Here is a 25,353-nt window from a genome sequence, read left to right as displayed (position 1 = left end):
GAGATGAGCACAGTTCCTCCGGCCTCGCGCCCGCGACTTCCCGACCGTTCGGGGCCGTCGATGACCAAGCAGTACGTGGTGCTCGGAATGGGCACGGCCGCCGCCGGACTCATGGCCTTCTCGGGCACGCGGATCGCCACCGAGCCGATCTGGCTGCTGGGACTGATCCCGCCGCTGCCGCTGGTATTCCTCGGACTGCTCGCGACCACCGCATGGCTCTCGCATTCGGCGGTGAGCGGGCGGGCACGCAGTACGGTGGGTCCGGTTCAGTATCTGGCCTGCACGACATTGGTGGCGGGCGTGGTTCTGGTCAGCGGCAGCGGGGTGCAATGGGTGGGTGTCGGCCTGCTGTCGGTCACGGCGCTCGCGGTGGTGGTGCTGTTGATTCTGGCTGTGGTGCGCCCTCGCCGGCGTGCGGCCGCGGCTGCGGTGCGCACTCGCAGTGTCAAGGCGACCGGAATTGTCACCGATGACGGTCTGGCGCGGTTCGCGCATACGCCGTCGCCGAAACTGGCGACGATTACCGTCCGGTTCGTCGACGGCGCGGGAGTGCCGAGATGGGTGACGCCCAAGGCGTTTCAGCTACGGTCGCGGCCCATCGCGGTCGACGACGAGGTGACGGTGTGGTTCGACCCGGCTGACCCGGGCGATCTGTCCCGCATTGTCGTGGAGAAGGACAATGGCAGCTCACATGTCATCGGGGGCAGGCGCTCCGCACCGTAGCTTTACATAATGTAGATTATCGGTACTTTTACGGCGTTGCCTTGGGGCTGGGAATGATCTTGTGCAACAGGCGTTTTCGGCGATTTCCGGCACTTTTCGGCGGCTGTCGATTTGCCGGGCCCCTCGCCTGATGTCGTGCGCTGCGCCGGTGTGCTGAGGCGAAATCCGTTGCCGGAATTTATTTTTCGGTCAAATCGTGATTCACCGTAAAATTTCCTAAATCGGCCGGAAGGTGCGATCTGGGCTGCTGCGAGATCGCCGGGCCCCTCTCGGCCCCTACTCCCCTAGGTCCCGGCACCCCACCTCAATACGTCACTGTGACGTATTGAGGTGGGCAAACGGGTTGCGGCACTTAGCGAATGGTGCCCTTGCCGGGGATCAATGGCAGATCCAGAGCGGTCACCCAGCCCGGCGGCAGATCGTTGACAGCAGGTACCGCATTGAGGGCGCGCAGCCCGGTGGACAGGCAGCCCGCCACCGCCGGCGTGCGACCGGAACCATCGGTGAACCGGAACGAGGTTTCCTGGGAAATCGACGGCGAACCGATGATGTCGACCCGATAGACATCGTCGCGGGTACCGGCGGGCCACTCCGGCGCGGCGTCCAGGCCGATGCGATTGACATGCTCGAGGGTGATCACCTCACGGCCCTGGTAGATGCCGTTGATGCTGAAGCGGATGGCGGCGACGGTGCCCGCCTTGATGATTCCCTTGGCCGACTCGCGGTCCTCGGGTGTCACCCACTTCTCCCACGTGGTGGTGATGTCCTCGAGTTCGATCCCGGCGGCCGCGGCGATCATCGGCACGGTGGCGCCCCACGCCATGATCAGAATATCGGGATGCTCGAGCATGGCGGTGAACTCCGGCGGATGCCCGATGCCCATCTCGAGTTCGTAATCGCCCTCGTAGTCGGTGTAATCGAGCAGCTCCGAGGCACGCACCGACTGCACCTCACCGCACAGGCCCATGAGCGTCAGCGGGAACAGGTCATTGGCGAAGCCGGGGTCGATACCGGTGGTGAAGCAGGACGCGCCGCCCTCGGCGCAGGCTTCGGTGATCGGATCGCGCCACACATCGGGCAGCTTGTCCATGGCCGGCCACACCCACGGCGTCATGGCGGTCGAGCACACGTCGATGCCGGCGCGCAGGAAGCTGCCGATGACGCGGATGTTCTCATCGGCCAGGGCCGCGGTGGGCCCGTAGTGCACGACGGCATCCGGGCGCAGCGCGATCAGCTCGTCCACCGAATTGGTGGCCAGCACACCGGTTTTCGCCGCCCCGCACAGGTCACCGGCATCCTTGCCGACCTTGTCCGGGTTGCTCACCCCGACGCCGACGAGTTCGAAGTTCGGGTGGTTCAGGATTTCCGTCAGCACCATCGAGCCGACGACGCCGGTCCCCCACAGCACGATTCGTTTCTTCATGGGTTCTCCTGTGGTCATCGGTGGAATTCGCCGCAGTCGACGGTGAGCATCTGCCCGGTGACCGCGGTGGCGAGGTCGCTGGCCAGGAACAGGGTGGCGCGGGCGACCTCCTCGGGCCCGGCGAGGCGCTTGAGGTCGGTGGGGTCGGCCTTCTGCCGGTAGATGTCCTCGTGGGTGACCCCGGCCTGGCCGGCGAGCCAGTCGAAGTAGGCCTTGTTGATGTCCTCGTACACATACGAGGGCGCGACGCTGTTGACGCGGATGCCGCGCGGGCCCAGTTCGGTCGCCAGGGAGGACGCCAGGTGCTGCAGGGTGCCCTTGGAGAGTTTGTAGCCGGAGTATTCGGGCTGGGAACTGTAGGACACGCACGAGTTGAGCATGATGACCGAACCGCGCGAGCGTTCCAGGGCGTCGGCGAACAGTGCCGAGAGCCGCAGCGGGGCAAAGACATTGGTTTCGTTGACGGTGCGCAGCGCGTCCAGGTCGATCTGGGTGATCGGGTTCATGGGCGGGATGGCGAAGGCATTGTTGATCAGGCAGTCGACCTGCCCGAATTCTTCGAGGGTGCGTGCGACGAGGGACTGGCGCTGGGTTTCGTCGGTGATATCGGTGGGTGCGACCAGGGCGGTGCGGCCCAGGGCGCGGACCTGCTCGGCGACTTTTTCCAGGCGTTTGGCGGTGCGGCTGGCCAGCACCAGATTCGCGCCCATGCGGGCTGCTTCGATGGTCAACGCGTGGCCCAGGCCGGGGCCGACGCCCGAGACCACGATGACCTTGTCCTGCAGTAGCGGCACCGGCCGATAGGTATCGGCGGGTGCGGCGTGCGGGGCAGCTGACACGACTCCTCCTCGAGTCCACAGCAGTTACACATTGTAACGACTTAGATGTGACAGACTGTAACGACTCCCGACCCGACCGACAAGGACCGATTTCGTGACCGCACGCCACCGGCTGGGCCCGCACCGCGACCCCGCGGTGGACCGCGCCGTGCTCGACGCCGCCCGCGCGCTGCTCGTCGAACAGGGTTATGCCGCAACCTCGATCGATGCGATCGCCGCCCGCGCGGGGGTGAGCCGGCCCTCGATCTACCGGCGCTGGCCCTCCAAGGCCCACCTCATCGCCCAGGCCGTATTCCCGGACGTCGGCTCGGAAAAGGTTGCGCCCGACCTGCTCTCGGAGGTCCGCAAGGTGATTCGCGGGACCATCCAGCTCTTCGGCTCGGCCGAGACCCGCGCCGCCATGCCCGGGCTGATGGCCGAGATGCGCGAGGACCCGAGCCTGTACCGGAAACTGTCAGCCCGGCTCGACACCCCCACTCGGGAAGAGCTGACCGGGTACCTGGGCGAGAACGCCGCGCCGGGGCGGCCGGGGCTGGATCCGAATACCGTGCTGGACACCGTGGCCGGGGCTGCCTTGTTCGCCATGTGCATTCGCGATATCGACGATCTCGACGGATTCGCGGCATCACTGGAGGATCTGCTGCTCTACGGCATCGTCGGGGCCCGCGATCGCGCCGCGCTTCGGCAGGCCGAGACCTCAGGGCCTTCCTGAACTGGTGCGAACCTCGCCTGCGCCGGGTGCTGCGCCATTAGGCTGTGCGGCGAGATACGCACTCGCGAGCAGGAATCGAGGGGATCACACGGTGTCGTACACCGACAGGACGCCGGCACGGGTCGACACGTCGCAGCCGAGTATCGCGCGCGCCTACGACGCCGTGCTCGGCGGTAAGGACAATTACGAAGCCGATCGGCTCGTGGCCCGGCAGCTGGCCGAAACCCTGCCCGGGATCGGCGATCTGGCGCGCTACAACCGTGCCGTGCTCGCGCGCGGGGTGCGCTATCTGGCCGACGAGGCGGGCATCAGCCAGTTCCTGGATCTGGGGGCGGGTCTGCCGACGATGGAGAACACCCATCAGGTCGCGCAGCGGGTGCGCGCGCAGGCGCGGGTGGCGTATGTCGATATCGATCCCATGGTGCTCGCGCACGGGCGGGCGCTGCTGATGGAGAACGAGTACACCACGGTGATCACCGCCGATCTGCGACAGCCGGACAGCGTGCTGGCGCATCCGGAGGTGCGGGCGCTGCTGGATTTCACGCAACCGGTCGCGGTCATGCTGGTCGGGATTCTGCATCACCTGCACGACAGCGAGGACCCGCAAGGGGTCGTGGACGCGTACATGAGTGCTGTGCCTTCGGGCAGTCAGTTGTTCATCACGCACTTCTGCGATTCGGGTCCGGAAGCCCACGAGCTCGAGCAGACCTTTCTGCAATTCCTGGGTACCGGCCGGTTTCGCACGCATGCGGAGATCGCCCGCTTCTTCGGTGACTGCGCCTTGGCCGAGCCCGGGTTGGTGCCGTTGCCGCTGTGGCGACCGGACGGTGTCCTGCCCGAGCATCTGCCCCTGCACGAGCAGTTGACTCTGGACGAGCGGTTGATGATCGCCGGTATCGCCCGTAAGCCCTAGCGCGGATGCGGGTGCGCTCCCCCGCTGTTGTCGCACCCCACTTTCCCCGCGCCAATACGTCACAGTGACGTATGCGGTGGTCCTCCCCTGTAGGTTGCGTGCCGCCGACCTGGGCCCCGCCGCGCCGATGTGCCTAAACGGCTCACACCCGGACCCGCCACGATCTACCGTCTGAGAAGGTGTCGGTGAGTGGATCGAGAACTGTTATGACAAAACCGAATACGTCCCCTGCGGCATTCCAGCAGACCGCCGCGATCGACCCGGAGGCGGTGGCGGTGCGCTCGGTCGGCGGACAGCAATCGCTGACCTGGGGTGAATACGCCCGGCAGGTGCGGGCGGTGGCGGGCGGATTGCAGGCGCTGGGGGTCGGGCGCGGGGACACCGTGGCCCTGATGATGGCCAATCGGGTCGAGTTCTATCCGCTCGAGGTGGGCGCGCAGCACAGTGGGGCCACCTCGTTCTCGGTGTACAACACGCTCTCGCCGCAGCAGCTGAACTATGTGTTCACCAATGCCGGGAACCGGATCGTGCTGTGCGAAGCGCAATACGTGGACCGGATCCGGGCCAGCGGGGTGCCCATCGAAACGATCGTATGCGTGGACCGGGCGGTGCCGGGCACCCTGTCGGTGGCGCAGCTGACCTCGCTGGTGCGCCAGGACTTCGATTTCGAGGCCACCTGGCAGGCGGTGACACCGCAGGACATCGTCACCCTCTGCTACACCTCCGGGACCACCGGCAATCCCAAGGGCGTGGAGATCAGCCACGCCAATCTGGCCTTCGAATGTCAGGCGTACGCCTCGGTCATGCCGGTGGTGTTCGGGGATCGCATCACCTCGTATCTGCCGACCGCGCATATGGCCGACCGGGTGACCAATCTGTATCTGCACGAGTACTACGGCAGTCAGATCACCACCGTGCCCGATCGCACACAATTGCCCGCCGCGCTCATCGACGCCCGGCCCACCATCTGGGGCGCGGTGCCGCGGGTGTGGGAGAAACTCAAAGCGGCAGTGGAGTTCTCGGTCGCGAACGAGGCCGATCCGCAGCGGCGGGCGGGGCTGGAATGGGCGCTGGAGGTGGCCGGGCGCAAGGCCGCGGCGCAATTGGCGGGTGCGGTGCTCGATGATGTGCAGGCCGCGGAATGGGCGCACGCCGATGAGCTGGTGCTGTCCAAGCTGCGGGCCAAACTCGGCCTGGATCAACTCAAATGGGCGCTGTCGGGGGCCGCGCCGATTCCGGCCGAGACGCTGGGATTCTTCTTCGGGCTCGGCATTCCCATCTCCGAGGTGTGGGGCATGTCCGAGCTGACCTGTGTGGCCAGTGTCAGCCCGCCGGGGCAGGCGCGCCTGGGCACGGTCGGCAAATTGCTGCCCGGGCTGGAATCGAAGATCGCCGAGGACGGTGAATTCCTGGTGCGCGGGCCGCTGGTCATGCGCGAATACCGGCAGGAACCGCAGAAGACCGCCGACGCGCTCGACGACGGCTGGCTGTGCACCGGCGACATCATCACCGAGGACGCCGACGGGTACCTGCGGGTCATCGACCGCAAGAAGGAAATCATCATCAACTCCGGCGGCAAGAACATGTCCCCGGCCAATATCGAGAACACCATCAAGGCCGCCACCCCGCTCATCGGCGCCCTGGCCACCATCGGGGACCGGCGCGCCTACAACACCGCGCTCATCGTGCTCGACGCCGAATCCGCGGAACCCTATGCGGCACAACACGGTTTGACCGATGCGTCGGCGCCCGCGCTCGCCGCGGACAAGGGGCTGATCGCCGAGATCGCGCGCGGAGTCGCCGCCGGCAACGCACACCTCTCGCGCGTGGAGCAGATCAAACGGTTCACCATCCTGCCCGCCTTCTGGGAGCCCGGCGGAGACGAAGTCACCCTGACCATGAAACTGCGGCGCAATCCGATCGCCGAGAAGTACGCCGCCGAGATCGAGAACATGTACGCACCGGTATTGGCCGACGGCGTGCACGAACCGGCTGCGGAGTAGAGGACGCGAAAGCCTATGTGGCGGTGACCGATAGCGGTCATCGCCACGAGCGCTTTCGCCGGTGCTGTGCACCCGCCGCCAGGGGTGGCCGTGGGTCGCGAGGGGTGGGCGTGGGGCGCGAGCGGTGGCTGTGGGTCGCGGGGGGTGGCCGTGGGTGTAGCCGACGGCGTTCCGCGCCGGGGTGCAGGCCGCCTCGGGACGGGCTCATCCCCCATCCACATGCATCGCAATGCGGGCGCCCGCCTGTGCGGTGCACACCACAGTGGTAACAGAGCAACTGCTCTGTTATGTTCGACCTATGCCCAGACCGCGCACGCACGACCCCGACACCGTGCTCGATGCCGCCGAGGCGCTCGCGGCCGGAGCCGGGCCCGGCGCGGTCACCATTCGCGCGGTCGCGGCCGCCACCGGCGTCTCCAACGGCGCGATCTACCACACCTTCGTCTCCCGGTCGGAGCTGTTGGCCCGCACCTGGATTCGCGCCGCCGAACGTTTCCTCACGCTGCAGGCCGATCTGGTGGCGGGGCATACCGGTGAGGATGCGGTGATCGCGGCGGCCGAAGCGCCCGCCGACTTCGCGCACCGGTTCCCGCTCTCGACAAAGATGTTCTTCACCGTGCGCCGCGAGGATCTGCTCGACGACGAGGACCTGCCCGACCCGGTGCGCGCGGCCCTCGATGCACCCCAGCGCGCGCTGGTCGCGCTCATGCGGCAGTTGGCCCGGCAGCTGTGGGGGCGCGGCGACGGCGGGGCCGTCGATGTGCTGACCCTGTGCCTGGTCGATCTGCCCACCGCGATCCTCATCGAACGCGATCGTTTCACCTCACCCCTCGCCCGCGAACAATTGCGCGCCGCCGTGCGCGCGGTGCTCGCGGTCGGACCGCCACCACAACCCGCGAAGGATCACCGATGACCGTCACCCTCACCCACCACGACAAGATCGCCGTCCTCGACCTCGGCGGGGACGAAAACCGTTTCTCCCCAGCCTTTCTCGACGACGTGAATGCCGCCCTGGACACCGCCGCCGCCGACGGGTCGCATGCGCTGCTCACCACCGCGAGCGGCAAGTTCTACTCCAACGGCCTGGATCTGGAATGGCTCAGCGCCCACGGCGACCGCGCGGACTGGTACGTGGGGCAGGTGCAGGCGCTGCTGGCACGGGTGCTGGCCTTCCCGCTGCCGACCGCCGCCGCACTGCCCGGGCATGCGTTCGGCGCCGGCGCCATGCTCGCCATCGCTCACGATTTCCGGGTCATGCGCGCCGACCGCGGCTACTTCTGCTTCCCCGAAGCCGATATCCGCATTCCCTTCACCAAGGGCATGGCCGCGCTCATCCAGTCCAAGCTCACCCCCAGGGCGGCGGTCGCGTCCATGACCACCGGACACCGGTTCCCCGCGCCCGAGGCCCTGGTGTACGAGCTCATCGACGCCGCCGCACCCGAGACCGAGGTCACCGAGACCGCGCTGGGACTGCTGACCCCGCTCGGGGTGAAGGATCCGAGCACGCTCGGCGCCATCAAGCACGTCATGTTCGCCGAGGCCGTCGCGGCGCTCACCACGCTGTAAACGGCTGGGGGGCTGCCGCTTTCGCTGCACGCGAGTACAGCAGTCCACGCGGTGCGGCTGACCTGTGGCTGCGACTGCCCGCACTGTTGCGCGGCGGGCTCAGCCCGGGCTCAGTGCGCCGCGGCCGCCTCGACCAGCCAGCACGCTGTGGTGAAGCGGACGGTATCGCCGTGCACGAACGGTTCGAAGGCGGCGCGCACGGTGTGCACGACCTCGGTGCGCGTCGCCTCGTCCACATCGGGCAAGGCCAGGCCCACAACACCGAACTGGCTGAAATAGCGCACCAGATGCTCTTCGGGCAGCGTGCATTCCACATCGGCGGGGCGAATCCTGATATCGCCCCAGCCGCTCTTGTCGAGGATCGCCCGCACCCGGTGCTCATCGGCGAAGGCGAACTGGCCGGGCTGATCCGGTTGGCGCACAGGCAGATTCGGCAGCAATGGGGCGGCGGCGCGCTCGGCGGTCGTCATGAACGGGTTCTGCTCGACGCCGCGCCAGCACAGGAAACGCAGTGCGGCGCCGTCGCGGGCGGCGCGGCGCAGGTTCGTGAAGGCGGCCACCGAATCGGGGAAGAACATGACACCGAAGCGGGACATGATCAGATCGAAGCTCGCCGGAGCGAAGGCCCGGGTTTGCGCGTCGCCGAGCTCGAAACTCACCGGGACATCCGTGTCCTGCACACGGGCGCGGGCGGCGGTGATCATCGCCTCGGAGATATCGACGCCCACCACCGCACCGGCAGGGCCCACCCGGCGGGCCGCGGCCAGGGTCGTGGCGCCCGCACCGCATCCCACATCCAGGATCCGCGCCTCCGACCCGGCGGAGATCGACTCCACCAGCAGCGGCTCGAACGGCTGCAGCACCTGATCCATCAGCCCCACCGACTGCGACCACGCCTGCCCGGAGCGGCCGTTCCACTGGGTGATCTGCGCGGGGGGCTGCGGCTCGGTACTCATCGGAGTCTCCTTTACTTGCTCTCAGCGGAGGTGGAAACTTCACTCTGTCAGTTCAAGTCGACTTGAGGTCAAGGGATTGCCGTGGATCTGGACATCGGTGAGGTGGTCGCGCGCTCGGGAGTACCCGCCTCCACGCTGCGCTACTACGAGGACAGGAAACTCATCGCCTCCACCGGCAGACGCGGCCAGCGCCGCCTCTTCGCCCCCGCGGTCCTGGACCAACTGGCCCTGATCGCCCTGGGCCGCGCCGCCGGATTCTCCCTGCACGACATCGCCGGCATGTTCGCCCCCGACGGCCGCCCCGATATCGATCGCGCCATGCTGACCACCCGGGCCGACGAACTCGACCACACCATCGCGCAACTCACCGCCATGCGCGAGAGCCTGCGCCACGCCGCCGCCTGCCCCGCCCCCAGCCACATGCAATGCCCCACCTTCCGCGCGATGCTCGCGGACATCCTCACCGCCGGCCGACCCGGCCCTCCGAAGAAGGTCCCCTCCCGGCCGTAGTGACCTCGCCTCAGTCGAGGGTCACATTGCCCGCGGCCGTCGCCTGGTCGGCCAGGGCGAGGAGTTCGCGCAGTACGGCTGCGCAGAGGTCGGCGAGTGAGCGTTGTTCGCCGTCGCGAATCCACTGGGTGAAGGCGATCCCGAAGACGGTGGCGCCCGATTCCGCGGCCAGGGTGGCGGGCAGGTCGCCGATGCCGCGGGCGCGCAGGGCCGCGGCGAGGGTTGCGGCCAGGCCGGAGAGCTTGTGTGATTCGCGTTCTCGCAGTGCGGGATTGAGTTCGATCACCGATTGGCGGGTGCGCGAGTGCGGGCGGCGCTCGTCCGGGAACAGCAATGCCGCCGACTGCAGGGCGCAGGCGATGATCTCGAGTGCGGAGGCCCCCGGCGGGGCGGTGTCCACGCCGGTCAGGAACCCCTGCACGAAGGCGTCCTGGCCGTGGAACAGGACCTCGCGCTTATCGCTGAAGTAGCGGAAGAAGGTGCGCTCGGTCAGGCCGACGGACTGGGCGATCTCGGTGGCGGTGGTCTGCTCGTAGCCGCGGGTGGCAAACAGTTCGAGCGCCGCCTTCTGCAGCCGCTCCGGAGCGCCCGGTTCCCAACGTGCCATGCGGCCGAGTCTAGCGATGACAGTGACTGACATGGAAGCGTAGGCTATGTCAGTGACTGACATCAGTCAGTGTTACCAGCCGAAGGAAGAGCACATCATGCACGTTTTCGTCACGGGAGCCTCCGGATGGATCGGCTCCGCCACGGTCGACGAACTGCTCGCGCACCGCCACACGGTCACCGGACTGGCCAGATCCGACGCCTCCGCCGCAGCCCTGCAGGCCAAGGGCGCCCACGTGCGCCGCGGGGACCTGGACGATCTGGACAGCCTCCGCGCCGGCGCCCACGACGCCGACGCGGTCATCCATCTCGCGAACAAACACGACTTCGCCCACCCGGCCGTCTCGAACGCGGCCGAGCGGGCCGCGGTGCAGACCATCAGCGACACACTCGCCGGGACCGGCCGACCGTTCCTGCTCGCCGCGGGCGTCGCCGGGCTCACCCACGGCCGCCCCGCCACCGAGGACGACCCCTCCCCGGCCCACGGCCCGAACTCCCCGCGCGGCGGCAGCGAGAACCTGGCCCTGGAATTCGCCGACCGCGGCGTGCACAGCGTGAGCCTGCGCTTCGCACCCACCGTGCACGGCGTCGGCGACCACGGATTCATCGCGGTCATCGCCGCCCTCGCCCGCGCCACGGGCGTCTCCGGCTACCCCGGCGACGGCACCCACCGCTGGGCCGCCGTCCACCGATCCGACGCCGCCCGCCTCGTCGCCCTCGGCCTCGAGAAAGCACCCGCGGGCGCCCGCCTGCACGCCGTCGCCGAACAGGGCGTCCCCACCCGCGAGATCGCCGAGGCAATCGGGCGCGCATTCGACCTGCCCGTCGCCTCGATCGCCCCCGAGGACGTCCAGACCCACTTCGGCTGGATCGGCACTTTCTTCGCCATGGACCTCCCGGCGACCAGCACCGCAACCCGAGAACTACTGGGCTGGACCCCCACCGGCCCAACCCTGCTCGAGGACATCGGCGCCGGCGCGTACACGGTGCACTGACCGGCGGCGATCCCGCGCATCGGCCAGCGATCCTGCGCATCTCCGACCGCCGCAAGCAGGCGGCCTGCACCCGCTCGTGGAAGCCATTCGCAGATCGCCGCCGGGATCACCCCGTAGTGGTGGAATCGGGTCTGTGGCTAGCGGGAATGGGCGTGGAGGTGGGGTAGCAGGTTTTCGGCGACGGCGGCGGGCTGTTCCGCGTGCAGGAAGTGGCCGCTGTCGGGGATCTGCGCGGTGCTCACGCCGGCGGCTGCGGCCAGGACGCGTTGCAGGTCCGGGGACATGCACCCGTCGCGGCGGCCCGACAGCGCCAGGGTCGGGATGGGGGCGGGGGCCGACAGGAGCAGGCGGTGGAACTCCCGGGTCGGGGCGCGATGGATCGTGAACAGGGAGCGGTAGTAGCGCGTTGCCGCCCATGCCGTCTCCGGGTCGGTGAAAACCTGTGCGGTGGGGGCGAACTGGGCGTCGGTGAATTCCCAGCCCGGGGACCATCGCCGCCACAGCCGCCGCACGAATGCCGCACCGTCGCGGGTGAGCAGCCGCGGGGACGCCCCCGACTGCATCACGGGGATATACGAGGACATCACCGTCTGGCGGGGCAGATACCGTGCCGCCCCCGGAGCGAAACCGCCACCGAACGGCGGGATCGCCAGCAGGGTCAGTGAAAGCCACTGCCTCGGATGCTGTTTCGCCAGAATCGTGGCCGCGAACGCACCCCAGTCGTGGCCGACCAGGTGGGTCGGCGGCCCGCCCAGCGCCCGATGCCAGGCGGCGATGTCCTCGGCCACCGCCATCAGGTCGTAGCGCGCGCCCCGCACCGCGGAATCGCGGGTGTACCCGCGCAACCACGGCGTCAGCACCTGATATCCGGCGTCCACCAGCGCCGGAATCAGCGCGTCCCAGCTGTGCGGGGTATCGGGGAACCCGTGCAGCAGCATCACCAGCGGCCCGTCGTCGGCGCCGAAATGCCGGGCCGACAACACCATCCCGTCACGGCGCAGTTCGAGCGCGGACTCACCGGAAGCAGCCGATGTCATAGGTACCTCTCTTCGAGCTCGGCCACCGCCCGCGAACAGGGCGAGGCCGTCGATCATTCACATACCAGCCCGCCCGGCCGCAGCACCGGCCGAGAACAGCTGTGCGACACCATATTTGCTCACCGGCCGATCCGCGCGATCACCCGCGATCGCATCCGCTCAGTGGGAGCGCTGCCCGTGTCCGGTCCACAGGCAAGTGCGGGTGAGCGGACACGGAGGTGATCTGATTCCCGTCCGCCGCCTCGGGCGTCACACTCGGCGCGGGCCGTGACGAATTCGAGGCATGCGACTTCGTCGGACGCCACCCGCAGACACCGACCCGGCAGTGCCATCGCGCCAGGACGAGATCTACTCGGCCCGATCCTGGCGGCGAAGGGCGGCGGTGGAGCACTGCGCGGGCTGTCGAGCGCATGTGGGGCGGCGGGCGCGGGCCGTCAGCGGCCGCGCCAGACCGGGGGGCGTTTTTCGACGAAGGCCCGCATGCCCTCCCCGGCATCCTCCGAGGACAGAGCGGCCGCGGCGACCTGACCCTGGCGGGCGAAGGCTTCGGCGGTGGACCAATCGGGGCACTGGTCGATGATCTGCTTGCCCGCGTCGATGCTCAGCGGGGCGTTCACGGCAATGCGTTCGGCCAGTGCCAGCGCGGCCTCCAAGGCCTTGCCCGGGGCGGCGACCTCGTTGATCAGGCCCAGGTCGGCGGCGCGGGCGGCGGTGATGGGGTCACCGGTGAGGGTCAACTCCATGACGATGGCGCGCGGCAGGCGCTGCGACAGGCGCAGCACACCGCCGCCGACCGCGACCAGGCCGCGCTTGACCTCGGGGATGCCGAACGTCGAATCCTCCGCGGCCACAATCAGATCGGCGGCCAGGGCCAGTTCGCAACCACCCGCCAGCGCGGGCCCCTCGACCGCGGCGATGAGAGGTTTACGCGGGGGCTGGGACACGATGCCCAGGATGCCGCGCTTCTCGGTGATCGGCACCTCACCGCGCGCGGCGGCCTTGAGATCCATTCCGGCACTGAAATATCCGCCCGCCCCGGTCAGGATGGCGATGCGGGCGTTCGGATCCGCCTCGTAGGCGTCGATGGCGCGTTCCAGGCCCAGCGCGGTCGCCAGATCGATGGCATTGCGGGCGCGTGGGCGATTGATCGTGATGATCATGATGTGGCCGCGGCGCTCGATCAGTACCGGAGCCGGCGGCGGCGCGGGCAAGGCGAGGCGTTCGGCACCGGTGACGCTGACCTGATCGCCGGTGACGCTCACCGGCAGACCCAGCCAGTCCTCGGAGGTGAGCGCGCTCAAAGTGCCGGAGTCGTTGGTGCGCACCAGGATTCGCTCACCGGAGTCGGTGAGCAGGCTCAGGATCGCCGCCTCGGGCAGCCCGTCGCGCCCGTAGGGCAGGGTGTAGGCCTCGACCACGGCGGGACCGTCGTAGCCGGTACGGGCCTTGCGGGCCGGGGGATGCTCGATCACCGGGGTCAGATGCCGGTAGGCGCTCTGGGGCGGGGTGGCCGAATAGACGCCGAGGGCGTGCTTGGTCAGATACCAGCCCAGCGAGGTGGCCAGGCCGAACGCCGCCGGATCCTCCCGCAGCCGCTGCACCAGGGTCGCGACGGCATGCCCGCCGTAATTGTTGCCCGGCCCACCGCCGAAGGTCAGCCCGCCGGTCACCGACAGCGGGCGCTTGGGATCATCGAGCGGCAGACCCAGCTCGCGGGCGGCGATCTGCACCGCCACCGGGAAACACGCGTACAGGTCCACATGGGTCAGATCCTCGGCGCTCAGACCGGTGTGCTCGAGCACCGCCGCGCCCAGCGCGCGCACCGCCGGGGAGGCCGCCAGTTCGGTGCGCTCGGTGACGAACCATTCATCCGCACCCGAGGCCCCCGCATGCAGGAACACCCACTTGTCCTGCGGAATCCCGGCCGCTTCGGCGGCAGCGGCACTGCACATGATGATGCCGCTGGCCATATCGACAGTCAGATTCGCGCATTCGAGTTTCGTATAGGGCGCGGAGATCATGCGATTGGACTCGGACACGGTGCCGATCTCGGCGGGACCGGCCTCGTGCGGCTGCCAGGCGTTCGGATTCGCCGCCGCCACCGCCGACAGGCGCGACCACAGCTCCGCGACCGCCTGCGCGTGCTCGGCCGGGGTGCGGCCCAGGCGATGCCGGTTCGCCGACTCCAGCAGGGCGTACATATTGATCGGGGCCAGCAGCCCCGCCGCGGTCTCGGCGGCATTGTTGGCGGGCTTGTCGATACCGACGGTGCGTGTGGGATGCACCGCCGAATCCTGGACCGGCCAATCCAATTCGATACCCGCCCGCTGGGCCGCGGCCTGCGTGGCACCGGCTTCGGCGCCGGTCACCAGCACGATGTCGTAGTCACCGGCGGCGATCGCGGACGCCGCCTCGTTGATCACCAGCTGCCCGCCGTCACCACCGAACGGACTCGACTGCACCGTCTCGACCTGTCCCGCACCGACAGCCGCGGCGACCAGCGCACCCAGATCCCGGTACTGCCACGAGGTCGGGGCCACGGTGAACACCGCGTCCGCGCGGGCCAGCAGACCGTTGCCGGCGCCGGTATCGATCGCGGCCTGGCGCAGTGCGCGCACCGCCAGCGCCGACGGGTCCACATACCCCGCGTCCGGCACCCGGTTCACCACCTGGCCCACACCCACCAGCACCGGGGTGGTCGGCGCGAGCACCGCACCGGAAGCCTTGTGCCGCACCGCCTTCCGCGACGGCCGCGAGGTGGCGGGGGAATCGGCGATATGCGCGGGCAGCGCGGCGAGCGAATCACGCAGCGAATCACCGAGACTGCGCGCCACCGTCGCCCCGAGCGGGCCGTCGATCGGCTGCCCGGCCAACCCCGCATCCAGGTACACGATCGCCCCGGACCCGCGCGCCGCCACCGTGACCCACAACCCCAGGAGCAACCCCTGCGGCCCGGTACCCCGCAACTGCAACCCGTCCTCACCGGCCTGCACGACCGTCCACCGCAGATCGGCCGGAATGCCCATGAATTTCGCGACCTGAGCGAACTGCTGCCCCGCCTCGGCCTGCCCCGGAGCCTCGCCCCGCCAGCCCGCATGGAAGGTGATCCACTGCGGAATATGCTGCAAATCCAGCAGATACGCCAGCGTCGCCGCCGCATCGCTGTCCACACCCTGCTGAGCGTGCGCGCTGCGGGTGAACTCGCTCAGCCCGGCGGGCGGAACATGCTCCCCGAGATCGACCGGCACCTCCTCGGCGGGCCGCCCGGTGAACCCGGCGACCAGGTCACGCACGATCCGCGGATCCCGGCGCACCGCCCCCAGCAGATCACCGCCCGCACGCAGCTGCTTGCGCACAGCACGGAATTTATCGAACCCGGGTACCGCAGTCACCGTCGAACCTCCTCATTGAGGATGAGAGAACCAAAGCCTCACCGTATCGCCAACACGCCGTCAGCGGGAGAGGGCGCAGACACCTGCCCCGCCCCAGCCCCGCGACCAGCAATTGCCTTGCCTCCCACCGCAGGATCGTCGAACAGTGGTCAGCTGCTGCGCGAGAAGGTGGTCAGGCGGCGCGGCTCGGCCTGAGCGGTCACAAAACCGCGTGCGGCGGCAAAATTTGCTGTCGTGCGCCGATTCCTGACCGCTCAGGCCGGAGGCGGCGATACGCAGTTGCCGAGCACCGCGGTCCGTCCCCGCAGGGACTGCGACCGGCCCGCAGCACCAGGCTCCGTGCATGCCGCGCAAGGGCCACTGGTGGACGCGAGCTCGAAGGCCCTGCTCTGCCGGAGTCGGCGTCGCGGGGCCCTCGAGGAGAGGAGCGGTGTCCGAGTGGATCCCGGGGGGATGGAGAGGGGCTGTGCCCGAGCGGATCCCGGGGGATCTCGGCTACAGGGTGATGCCCAGCAGGGCGTCGACCGCGTCGCGGATCAGGGCGGGGGCGGAGGTGTCCGGGCCGCCGTATTCCAGGGCCTGCTGGGCCCAGCTGTCCACGGCGGCAATCGCTTTGGGCGTGTCGAGGTCATCGGCCAGGTGCTGGCGCAGGCGGGCGACGGTGTCCTCGGCGGCCGGGCCCGAGGGCAGGGCGGTGGCCGAGCGCCAGCGGTCGAGGCGCGAGAGGGCATCGGACAGCACCGCATCGGACCATTCGCGGTCGTGGCGGTAGTGGCCGGAGAACAGGCCCAGGCGGATGGCGGCCGGGTCGGTGCCCGAGCGGCGCAGCGTGGAGACGAACACCAGATTGCCGCGGGACTTGGACATTTTCTCGCCGTTCAGGCCGATCAGACCGGCGTGCACGTAGTGGCGGGCGAAGCGGCGGCCCTTCACGAGCGCTTCGGCATGGGCGGAGGAGTACTCGTGGTGCGGGTAGATCAGATCGCTGCCCCCGCCCTGGATATCGAATTCGGTGCCGATGCGATTCAAGGCGATCGCCGCACACTCGATATGCCAGCCGGGACGGCCCGCACCGAAGGGCGCCGGCCAGGACGGCTCGCCCGGGCGCTCGGCCCGCCACAGCAGCGCGTCGATGGGATCGCGTTTGCCCGCGCGCTGCGGATCACCGCCGCGTTCGGCGAAGAGCCGGTCCATCGTCGCCCGGTCGTAGCCGGACTCGTAGCCGAACTGCTCGGTGGCGTCGTGACGGAAGTAGATATCCGGATACTGCGCGTCATCGACCACATACGCGGCCCCCGACGCCAGGAGCTTGTCGACCAGTTCGACCACCTCCTGCACCGATTCGATCGCGCCGACGTACTGTGCGGGCGGCACCACGCGCAGCGCCTGCATATCCTCGCGGAACAGGTTGATCTCCCGGGTGCCCAGATCACGCCAGTCGATGCCGTCGCGGTCGGCGCGCTCGAACAGCGGATCGTCGACATCGGTGACGTTCTGCACGTAGTGCACCTCGTGACCGGCATCGCGCCACAGCCGGTTGACCAGATCGAAGGTCAGGTAGGTGGCGGCGTGCCCGAGGTGGGTGGCGTCGTAGGGGGTGATGCCGCAGACGTACATGGTGGCGGTCTTACCCGGGGTCACCGGGCGCACCTGCCGGTCGGCGGTGTCGAACAAACGTAACGCGGGTCCGGATCCGGGGACGGTCGGGACTGCGGTATCGGACCAGGACTGCATGAATCGAGGTTAACGGTGTGATCGGCGCCGGGGACGTCCGCCCCCGGTCACCGGTACCGCGCACCACCGTCGGGCGATAGGGCCGACCTGCACCTTAATGCGGCGATAGCGCACGTCAATGGTTGAAATCATGATGCAAGCAACGTTTTCGGATCAGCGCACCCGGATTTCGCGCACCCGGATCAGAATGCGGGCCAGGGGATCGGGCGTTGCCCGGTCGGTAGCGGCAGCACCGGATGCTCGAGCAGACCCTGCCCGCGCGCGGCGAGCGCCTCCACTTCCGCGTCGGTGATCAACTCCGCGAGCCGACCGCCCAGCTCCCCGGGGATCGCCTTCACCAAAACCGTGATGTCGGTGAGCAATTCGTCGGCCAGAGTCTCCCCCGCCCATCCCCACAGCACCGTGCGCAGCTTCGGCTCGGTATTGAGGCAGATGCCGTGATCGACCCCGTACACCCGCCCGTCGTCCCCGGACAGCACATGACCGCCCTTGCGGTCGGCATTGTTGATCAGCACGTCCAGCACCGCCATGCGCAGCAGTCGCGGATCATCGGCATGCACCAGCGACACCGGATGCCCCGCGGGATCCAGGGCGCGCAGCACCTCCCGGTATCCGGCGGGGATCTCGCCGGCCGCGACCAGATCCACCAGGTCCGGGCCGTCCTCGATGCTGTCGATCCAGCGCTGCACCATGCCCGGCCCGTACGGGCCGTCCCGCAGCACGGTCTCGGGAATCACGCCCCAGCCCAACGCTTCCGAGACCAGATACGAGGCGACCTCGCGCTGGGCGAGGGTGCCGTCGGGGAAATCCCACAGCGGCCGTTCCCCGCGCACCGGTTTGTACACCACGCGCACGGCGCCGTCGCCGGAGGCGGCCGGGTCGGTCTCGCACACCAGCGTCACATTGCTGGCGGTGGTGACCTGCCCGATCACCGTCAGATCGGCGGTGCGCAGCGGGTGGTCGGTCAAGATTCAGTCCTCTAGCTCGGTGCTGGCGCCGAAGATATCGCCACGCTTGTACCCGTTGGTGCGTACACACATATGCCCGACGGGCGAGAGCGGCTCCCCGCACAGCGGACACGGTGGCCGGCCCGCCTCGATCACCCGCGTGGAACGCAACGCGAATTCGCGCGCCTGGATCGGGGTCAGGAATACCCGCACCGCGTCGGGGCCCTCCTCGGTGTCATCGAGCACCACCGATTCGTCGACCTCGGTTTCGGTGATGGCCAGCAGCTCCACCACCACCGCGCCCGCATCCGCGTCCCAGCCCAAACCCATGGTGCCGACCCGGAATTCGGATTCGATGGGGGTGACCAGCGGTGCGATATCACTGACAGCGGCCGCCTGCGGCGGCACCGGGGTGCCGAAGCGGCGTGCCACCTCGTCCAGCAGCAGACCCATCCGATCGGCCAGCACCTTCACCTGCTGCTTTTCCAGCAACACGCTCACCACGCGCGGATCCTGCACGGCCTGCAGGTAGAAAGCGCGGTCGCCGGGCTCGCCGACAGTGCCGGCGATGAAACGATCGGGGGTGCGGAAAATATGGATTGCTCGGCCCATGGCACCTCCTGAAAGCTCACTCACCACTAAGACTCGGGGCGCTCCGTAACCCCATTATCGCCACTACCCGTAGTGCCCGTTTCGCCGCCGGGTACCGGTCCGGATCTCGATTCACCACCGGTGTGCGGCGAAATCGCCGCCAGTGTCGACAGATCCGTGCCGGTGTCGTTCAACCGCCACACGTACGGAGCGGTCGGACTGTAGCGGACCACGCTGATCGAGGCCGGCTCGACCACGATCCGCTGGAAACCGTCCAGGTGGATGCCGAACGCATCCGCCAGCAACGACTTGATGACATCTCCGTGGGTGCACGCCACCCACAACACATCAGTACCGTGTTTCTCTGCCAACAGGCGGTCGTGTTCGCGCACAGCGGACACGGCACGGAACTGCACCTGCGCCAAACCTTCTCCGGAGGGGAACACCGCCGCCGACGCGTGCTGCTGCACGATCTTCCACAGCGGCTCGCTGACCAGCTCGCTCAGCGCCCGTCCGGTCCAGTCGCCGTAATCGACCTCGAGCAGCCGCTCATCGGGTTCGGCTTCGATGCCGAGCTTGTCCGCCAGCGGGGCGACGGTGCGCTGACAGCGCAGCAGCGGCGAGGTCACGATGTGCTCGATCGGCAGGGCCGCGAGCCGCCCCGCGACCGTCTGGGCCTGCTCGCGACCACGGTCGGTCAGATCGACGCCCGCGCTGCGGCCGGCCAGGGTGCGGGCAGTGTTCGACGTGGAGACGCCGTGCCGCAACAGGATCACCGTCACCGGGACAGCCTACTTGCTAGGTCGCGGACACGACGCCGGTCATCAGCAGCACCATGACCGTCAGCCCCAGCACGATGCGGTAGCCCACGAACCAGTCCAGCGAGTGCTTGGTGACGAAGCGCAACAACCACGCCACCGAGGCATAACCGACCACGAACGAGACGATCGTCGCCACCAGAATCTGGGTGCCCGAGGCGTTGAGGCCCTCACCGGCGGGTTCGAACGCATCCGGCAGGCTGAACAGGCCCGAGGCCACCACCGCCGGAATCGCCAGCAGGAACGAGAACCGCACGGCCGCGCCGCGAGTCAGGCCCAGGAACAATCCCGCCGAGGACGTCGCGCCCGAACGCGACACGCCCGGGATGAGCGCCAGGCACTGCGCGAAACCCATGATCAGTCCGTCGCGGGTGGTCAGCTCCTCGATCGGGCGGCGCTTGCTGCCGTAGTACTCCGCCACCGCGATCACCAGCGCGAACACGATCAGCATGGTGGAGATCAGCCACAAATTGCGTGCGCCGGTACGGATCTGGTCCTTGAGCAGAAAACCCAGCACGCCGATCGGGACGGTGGCAATGATCACATACCAGCCCACCCGGTAGTCGAGCTCGCGCTGTTCGTCCTCATCGAGGATGAATTCGATCGAACCGTCCTCGGTGTAGACCGGCAGATGGGTGGTCGGCTGCTCGTGCAACGGCAGCTGCGGGGGGTTGTAGGCGGTCAGCCGCCACCACACGGTCGTGCACCACGCCACCAGGATTCGCCAGATGTCCTTGGCGAAATACACCAGCACCGCCGCCTCGGTGCCCAGCTGCGTGACCGCGGTGAACGACGCGCCCGCATCATCGCCGAAGAACACCGCCGACACGATGCGCATGTGCGCCGAGGACGAAATCGGCAGAAACTCCGTCAGGCCCTGCACCAGACCCAGAATCAGGGCCTGCACCCACGTCATCGACTCGCCCACTCACACTCCAGTTCCGAATCGTCGGCTGCCGGTACGCAATTGGCGCACCCGTACGCAAACTCGCCGCGACCCTACAGGCCGGGCCGCGCTCACCGCGATCGCCCGACGTGCCGCGCGAGGCATAGCGGGGTTGCGGGGACCTGTGCCCTTAGGCTGACGCGTGTGACGAAAGTGCAAGCGCGGTGATGGAACAGCGGACGGTGGGGCGCAGCGGACTTCGAGTCTCCCGCCTCGGCCTGGCCACCCACACCTGGGGCAGAGAGACCGATACCGACGACGCGGCCGCGCAATTGGTGGCCTTCGCCGAAGCGGGCGGCACTCTCGTGGACACCTCACCCGCCTATTGCGACGGTGCGGCACAACGCATCCTCGGACCGCTGGTGCGCGAGATCGGGCGCGATGATCTGGTGCTGAGTGTGTGCTCGGGACAGCGGCCGGTGCGCTCGGACCCGGCCGCCGGGCCCGCCCCGGTGCGCTGGAGCGTGGATGCCTCCCGGCGCACCATGATGCGCCAGCTCGATCAGACCCTGGCACTGCTGGGCGCCGATCACCTGGATCTGTGGACCGTCGCGGCCTGGGATCCGCACACCCCGCTCGAAGAGGTCGCGGGCACACTCGAATACGCGGTGCGCACCGGGCGCGTGCGCTACGCCGGAGTGCGCGGCTACGACGGCTGGCAGCTGGCGACCCTCGCCGCGGCCGCGCCGCTGACTGCCGCGCAAACCCCCTACTCGCTGCTGGCGCGCGGGGTGGAACACGAATTCGTGCCTGCCGCACAGCATCACGGGCTCGGCATCATCGCCACCGCACCGCTGGCCGGCGGCATCCTCACCGGCAAGTACCGCGACGGGGTGCCCGCCGATTCGCGCGGCGCCGACGAGGCGACCGCCGCGGAGATCAATGCCGGACTCGACGACCGCGCGGTGCGGGTGGTCGATGCGGTGGTGACCGCGGCCGACGGCCTGGGCACCTCACCGCTGGCGGTGGCGCTGGCCTGGATTCGCGATCAGCCGGGCGTGGCGAGCATGGTGGTCGGCGCCCGCGATATCGGCCAGCTCACCGGGGTGCTGGCCGCGGAAACCCTGGAGCTGCCCCGGGCCATCACCGCCGCACTCGGCGACGTCAGTGCACGGACCGAATGAGCCCTGGCTAGCCTTACCTGCATGAGGTGTTCCGTGAGTGCCCGATCCGGCGTCGTCCTGCGCACACTGCTGGTGCTGCTCGGGGCGACCGTGCTCCTCGGCGCCACCGCCTGCACCAGCAGCAGCGGGTCGACGGCGGCGGGCCAGCGCGGGCCCGCCACCGCCGCCATCGCCGATACCAATCCGGTGCCGATCGGGCCCGAACCCACACCGGTACTCCCGGTGACGGTGCACTCCTTCGACGGCAGTGACGTGACCGTCACCGATACCAGCCGCATCATCGCCGCCGATCGCTCCGGCACCCTCACCCAGATCGTGTACGGGCTGGGACTGGGGCCGAAAGTGGTGGGCCGCTCCACCTCCGCTGCGTTCCCCGCCGTGAAGGATGTGCCGCTGGTCGCCAGCGGATCGGGCAGCCTGAATGTGGAAGGCATTGCGGCACTGCGCCCTTCGGTATTCCTCACCGACACCACCAGTGCCACGCCGGTCATGCGTGATCAGCTCAAAGCGCTGGGCATCACGGTCGTCTACTTCGACCCCCAGCGCACCATGGACGCGGTCGTCCCGCAGATCGAAGCGGTCGCCAACGCCCTGGGCGTCCCGGATGCGGGTAAGAAGCTCGGCCAGCGCACCCACGACGAGATCGCCGCGGCCATCGCCACGGTCCCGCAGCAGGATCCGAAGCTGCGCATGGCGTTCCTGTACCTGCGCAGCACCGCCATCACCATGATCGCCGGCCCCGGCTCCGGCGCCGATTCCCTGGTCGCCGCGATCGGCGGCACCGACGCCGGCACCGCCTCCGGCGTCAAGGAACCGTTCGTCCCCATCACCAGCGAGGCCCTCATCGCGGCGGCCCCCGACGTCATCCTCGTCATGTCCGACGGCCTGGCCTCCGTCGGCGGCGTCGACGGCCTGGCCAAAATCCCCGGCATCGCCCAAACCCCCGCCGGCCGCAATAAACGCGTCGTCGACATGTCCGACGCCGTCCTGCTCAGCTTCGGCCCCAACACCGGCCGCGTGATCGCCGCCCTCGCCAAGGCCGTCTACGGCGACAAGATCGCATGACCCACCGCCCCACCCCCGACGCGCAGGATCCGACCGTGCCTCATCCCGCCTCCCCCGCGGCGGGCGAGCAGTCGACTCCTCCCCGCCTCGACTCCGCGCCGACCTCGGACGCAGTCGAAGCGACATCCGCATCCGCGACGTCCGGCAAGCGCGCCGATGACGCCGCATCCCCGTCGAACGGCGAGGGCGTCTCGACATCGAATTCTGCTCCTGCGCACTCGGTCTCGAAGTCGGCCGCCACGCGCCCCGGCGGCGCCGACTCGGCGGCGTTCGCACCGCATGCCTCGGCTACCGCCGCTCCAGCCACGAGTTCTTCGAAGCGCGATGGAATCGGCGATAACGGTGAGTCCGCCTCGGCGTCGGAGTCTGCTCCCGCACAGCGGTTCTCGCAGCCTCGGCCAGATGGCGATTCGGGTATCTCGATAGTCGGTGCTGTCGCGGAGGTTGGTGCGGAGGTTGGTGCGGACGCAGCCGATCCGGTTTCTGCCTCGTCGGAGCGCGCTCGCACCGATAGCAGTGGCGATGCGCAGGCGGCCGCAGGTAGCGGTGGCGAGAAGCGGTCTCGGACGGTGCTGATCTTTGCCGGGGCGATGGTGTTGCTGATCGTGCTGGCGTTGATTTCGGCGGCGGTGGGGCAGGTGCCGACGACGCCGCTGGAGGTGGCGGGGAGCTTCTTTCATCGGATCGGGCTCGACTGGGGGCCGATGCCCAAGCATCCTGCGGGGGATGTGACGTTGTGGGAGGTGCGGTTTCCGCGGGTGGTGCTGGCCATGCTGGTGGGGGCGGCGCTGGCGACGGCGGGAGCGCTGTTGCAGGGAGTGTTCGCCAATCCGCTGGCCGAGCCCGGAGTGATCGGGGTGTCGGCGGGGGCGGCGGTCGGTGCGGGGGCGGTGATCGTGGTCGGCGGGGCGTTCGTGGCGTCGTGGTCGGTGGCGGCGGGAGCGTTCGCGGCCGGATTGTTGACGACGCTGCTGGTGTATGTGCTCTCGCGGTCCAACGGTCGCACCGAGGTGGTGACGCTGGTGCTGACCGGTGTGGCCATCAATGCCTTTGCGGGCGGGCTGATTTCGTTCCTGCTGTTCAGTGCCTCCCCGGCGGCGCGTGATCAGCTGGTGTTCTGGCAGATGGGCAGCCTCAACGGGGCGACCTGGCAGGCCGTGGGCGTGGTGGCTCCGCTGACCCTGGTGGGTGTGGCGGCGGCGATATTCATGGCGCCGCGACTGGATCTGCTGGCACTGGGGGAATCGGCGGCCCGGCATCTGGGTGTGGATGTGGAACGGTTGCGGCGCAATGTGATTGTCGTGGTCGCCGTGCTGGCCACCGCGGGTGTGGCGTTCACCGGCATCATCCTGTTCGTCGGATTGATCGTGCCGCATCTGGTGCGCATGCTCGTCGGGCCGGGGCACCGGGTGCTCATCCCGCTCTCGGCGATCCTGGGCGCGGTGACCCTGGTCGCCGCCGATATCGGGGCACGCTCACTGGTCCACAATGCCGATCTGCCCCTGGGCATGCTCACCTCGCTGGTGGGCGGCCCGTTCTTCTTCTGGTTGCTGCGGCGCACCCGCGCCCGTTCGGGAGGCTGGGCGTGAGCACCGTACTGCGAAGTCTCTCCGGCGCTTTCACCCGCCACCACGCTCTGCCGACCACCCCGCAACCTGGCACCGTCACCCTGCGCGCCCGCGGCGTGGCCCTGGAACGCGGTGGCGGCCGCCGCGTCCTGGACGGTGTCGACTTCGAGGTGATCGCCGGGCAGATCGTCGCCCTCGTCGGCCCCAACGGCGCCGGCAAATCCACTCTCCTCGACGCCCTGGCCGGGGAACTGCACCCCACCGAGGGCACCGTCGAACTCGACGGCAAACCCCTCACCGCCTGGGCCCCGGTCGAGATGGCCCGCCGCCGCGCCGTCCTGCCCCAGAACCACACCGTCGGCTTCCCCTTCACCGCCCGCGAAGTCGTCGCCATGGGCCGCGCCCCCTGGGCGCGCACCGAACGCCAGGACGCCGACGAACAGCGCATCGCCGAAGCCCTCGCCGCCACCGACGTGGAACACCTTGCCGGACGCACCTTCCCGGCCTTGTCCGGTGGTGAACGAGCCCGCGTGGCCCTGGCGCGTGTGCTCGCCCAGGACACCGCGACCCTGCTGCTGGACGAACCCACCGCCGCCCTCGACCTCGGCCACCAGGAGCAGGTCCTGCACCTGGCCCGCGAACGCGCCACCGCCGGCGCCGCCGTCGTGGTCGTCCTGCACGACCTCGGCGTCGCCGCCGCCTACGCCGACCGCGTCGCAGTCCTGGAAGCCGGCCGCATCGCCGCCGACGGCCCACCCCGCAAGGTCCTCACCACCGCACTACTCACCCGCGTCTACCAGCACCCGGTCGACGTCTTCGACCACCCGGACACCGGTGCGCAATTGGTACTGCCGGTCCGCGGCCGCAACAGCTGACCATCGCCGC

Annotated in this window: 23 protein-coding genes; 12 read left to right on the top strand and 11 right to left on the bottom strand. The window is 69.0% G+C overall.

The window, feature by feature from the left end; all coding sequences use genetic code 11:
* Positions 1-3: 3 nt before the first annotated feature.
* Positions 4-723: a hypothetical protein gene (locus OG326_RS25445; protein WP_327139634.1), complete on the top strand. Its 720-nt coding sequence runs from the start codon at positions 4-6 to the stop codon at positions 721-723.
* Positions 724-1,075: 352 nt separating this feature from the next.
* On the opposite strand, the gene OG326_RS25440 is transcribed toward OG326_RS25445, so the two are convergent.
* Both OG326_RS25440 and OG326_RS25435 read right to left on the bottom strand, forming a co-directional pair.
* Positions 1,076-2,146, bottom strand: a complete 1,071-nt coding sequence (locus OG326_RS25440) for an NAD(P)H-dependent amine dehydrogenase family protein (protein WP_327139633.1) — start codon at positions 2,144-2,146, stop codon at positions 1,076-1,078.
* A 14-nt stretch (positions 2,147-2,160) separates the two neighbouring features.
* Positions 2,161-2,985, bottom strand: a complete 825-nt coding sequence (locus tag OG326_RS25435) for an SDR family oxidoreductase (protein WP_327139632.1) — start codon at positions 2,983-2,985, stop codon at positions 2,161-2,163.
* A gap of 94 nt (positions 2,986-3,079) precedes the next feature.
* On the opposite strand from OG326_RS25435, the gene OG326_RS25430 reads away from it, so the two are divergent.
* The 5 genes from OG326_RS25430 to OG326_RS25410 all read left to right on the top strand — a co-directional run bounded on the left by OG326_RS25430 (position 3,080) and on the right by OG326_RS25410 (position 8,179).
* Positions 3,080-3,697 (top strand): TetR/AcrR family transcriptional regulator, encoded by a 618-nt coding sequence (locus tag OG326_RS25430; protein WP_327139631.1) that lies wholly within the window; start codon positions 3,080-3,082, stop codon positions 3,695-3,697.
* A gap of 91 nt (positions 3,698-3,788) precedes the next feature.
* Complete coding sequence (locus OG326_RS25425; RefSeq protein ID WP_327139630.1) at positions 3,789-4,610, top strand: SAM-dependent methyltransferase; 822 nt, start codon at positions 3,789-3,791, stop codon at positions 4,608-4,610.
* 206 nt (positions 4,611-4,816) lie between these two features.
* Positions 4,817-6,613 carry a fatty acid--CoA ligase FadD11 gene (gene fadD11 / locus OG326_RS25420; protein WP_327139629.1) on the top strand — a complete coding sequence of 599 codons (1,797 nt, stop codon included), beginning with the start codon at positions 4,817-4,819 and terminating at the stop codon, positions 6,611-6,613.
* Positions 6,614-6,911: 298 nt separating this feature from the next.
* A complete protein-coding gene (locus OG326_RS25415; protein ID WP_327139628.1) occupies positions 6,912-7,526 on the top strand; it encodes a TetR/AcrR family transcriptional regulator in 615 nt (204 codons plus the stop codon).
* Positions 7,523-8,179: an enoyl-CoA hydratase-related protein gene (locus OG326_RS25410; RefSeq protein WP_327139627.1), complete on the top strand. Its 657-nt coding sequence runs from the start codon at positions 7,523-7,525 to the stop codon at positions 8,177-8,179. The genes OG326_RS25415 and OG326_RS25410 overlap by 4 nt, the downstream gene beginning before the upstream one ends.
* 110 nt (positions 8,180-8,289) lie before the next feature.
* On the opposite strand, the gene OG326_RS25405 is transcribed toward OG326_RS25410, so the two are convergent.
* Positions 8,290-9,135, bottom strand: a complete 846-nt coding sequence (locus OG326_RS25405; RefSeq protein WP_327139626.1) for a class I SAM-dependent methyltransferase — start codon at positions 9,133-9,135, stop codon at positions 8,290-8,292.
* An 81-nt stretch (positions 9,136-9,216) separates the two neighbouring features.
* Between OG326_RS25405 and OG326_RS25400 the strand changes: the two genes are divergently transcribed.
* Positions 9,217-9,645 (top strand): helix-turn-helix domain-containing protein, encoded by a 429-nt coding sequence (locus OG326_RS25400; protein ID WP_327139625.1) that lies wholly within the window; start codon positions 9,217-9,219, stop codon positions 9,643-9,645.
* A gap of 10 nt (positions 9,646-9,655) precedes the next feature.
* Here the strand turns inward: OG326_RS25400 and OG326_RS25395 are convergent, their stop codons facing one another.
* Positions 9,656-10,252: a TetR family transcriptional regulator gene (locus OG326_RS25395; RefSeq protein WP_327139624.1), complete on the bottom strand. Its 597-nt coding sequence runs from the start codon at positions 10,250-10,252 to the stop codon at positions 9,656-9,658.
* A 97-nt stretch (positions 10,253-10,349) separates the two neighbouring features.
* Between OG326_RS25395 and OG326_RS25390 the strand changes: the two genes are divergently transcribed.
* On the top strand, positions 10,350-11,246 hold the full coding sequence (locus tag OG326_RS25390; protein ID WP_327146576.1) for an SDR family oxidoreductase: 897 nt from the start codon (positions 10,350-10,352) through the stop codon (positions 11,244-11,246).
* A gap of 137 nt (positions 11,247-11,383) precedes the next feature.
* Here the strand turns inward: OG326_RS25390 and OG326_RS25385 are convergent, their stop codons facing one another.
* The 7 genes from OG326_RS25385 to OG326_RS25355 form a co-directional block, all read right to left on the bottom strand.
* Positions 11,384-12,283 carry an alpha/beta fold hydrolase gene (locus OG326_RS25385; RefSeq protein ID WP_327139623.1) on the bottom strand — a complete coding sequence of 300 codons (900 nt, stop codon included), beginning with the start codon at positions 12,281-12,283 and terminating at the stop codon, positions 11,384-11,386.
* A 434-nt stretch (positions 12,284-12,717) separates the two neighbouring features.
* Entirely contained in the window at positions 12,718-15,675 is a 2,958-nt protein-coding gene (locus OG326_RS25380) for a crotonase/enoyl-CoA hydratase family protein (RefSeq protein WP_327139622.1), read from the bottom strand.
* A gap of 495 nt (positions 15,676-16,170) precedes the next feature.
* Positions 16,171-17,409 carry a cysteine--1-D-myo-inosityl 2-amino-2-deoxy-alpha-D-glucopyranoside ligase gene (gene mshC / locus OG326_RS25375; RefSeq protein ID WP_327139621.1) on the bottom strand — a complete coding sequence of 413 codons (1,239 nt, stop codon included), beginning with the start codon at positions 17,407-17,409 and terminating at the stop codon, positions 16,171-16,173.
* A gap of 182 nt (positions 17,410-17,591) precedes the next feature.
* The gene (locus OG326_RS25370; protein ID WP_327139620.1) at positions 17,592-18,377 is read right to left on the bottom strand and encodes an SCO1664 family protein; all 786 of its coding nucleotides are present in this window, start codon (positions 18,375-18,377) and stop codon (positions 17,592-17,594) included.
* A 3-nt stretch (positions 18,378-18,380) separates the two neighbouring features.
* On the bottom strand, positions 18,381-18,968 hold the full coding sequence (locus OG326_RS25365; protein WP_327139619.1) for a DUF3090 domain-containing protein: 588 nt from the start codon (positions 18,966-18,968) through the stop codon (positions 18,381-18,383).
* Between the two features lie 26 nt (positions 18,969-18,994).
* Positions 18,995-19,729: a histidine phosphatase family protein gene (locus OG326_RS25360; RefSeq protein WP_327139618.1), complete on the bottom strand. Its 735-nt coding sequence runs from the start codon at positions 19,727-19,729 to the stop codon at positions 18,995-18,997.
* A gap of 16 nt (positions 19,730-19,745) precedes the next feature.
* Entirely contained in the window at positions 19,746-20,681 is a 936-nt protein-coding gene (locus tag OG326_RS25355) for an undecaprenyl-diphosphate phosphatase (RefSeq protein ID WP_327139617.1), read from the bottom strand.
* A 197-nt stretch (positions 20,682-20,878) separates the two neighbouring features.
* On the opposite strand from OG326_RS25355, the gene OG326_RS25350 reads away from it, so the two are divergent.
* From OG326_RS25350 to OG326_RS25335, 4 genes are all read left to right on the top strand, one after another.
* On the top strand, positions 20,879-21,835 hold the full coding sequence (locus tag OG326_RS25350; protein ID WP_327139616.1) for an aldo/keto reductase: 957 nt from the start codon (positions 20,879-20,881) through the stop codon (positions 21,833-21,835).
* A 21-nt stretch (positions 21,836-21,856) separates the two neighbouring features.
* Positions 21,857-22,900, top strand: a complete 1,044-nt coding sequence (locus OG326_RS25345; RefSeq protein ID WP_327139615.1) for a heme/hemin ABC transporter substrate-binding protein — start codon at positions 21,857-21,859, stop codon at positions 22,898-22,900.
* A gap of 590 nt (positions 22,901-23,490) precedes the next feature.
* Positions 23,491-24,489 carry a FecCD family ABC transporter permease gene (locus OG326_RS25340; protein ID WP_327146575.1) on the top strand — a complete coding sequence of 333 codons (999 nt, stop codon included), beginning with the start codon at positions 23,491-23,493 and terminating at the stop codon, positions 24,487-24,489.
* On the top strand, positions 24,486-25,343 hold the full coding sequence (locus tag OG326_RS25335) for a heme ABC transporter ATP-binding protein (protein WP_327139614.1): 858 nt from the start codon (positions 24,486-24,488) through the stop codon (positions 25,341-25,343). Before OG326_RS25340 ends, OG326_RS25335 begins: the two co-directional genes overlap by 4 nt.
* The last annotated feature ends 10 nt before the right edge of the window (positions 25,344-25,353 follow it).

The organism is Nocardia sp. NBC_01327 (assembly GCF_035958815.1).
In the GTDB taxonomy this organism is placed as follows: domain Bacteria; phylum Actinomycetota; class Actinomycetes; order Mycobacteriales; family Mycobacteriaceae; genus Nocardia.
This window is presented reverse-complemented; position numbering and strand designations above follow the sequence as displayed.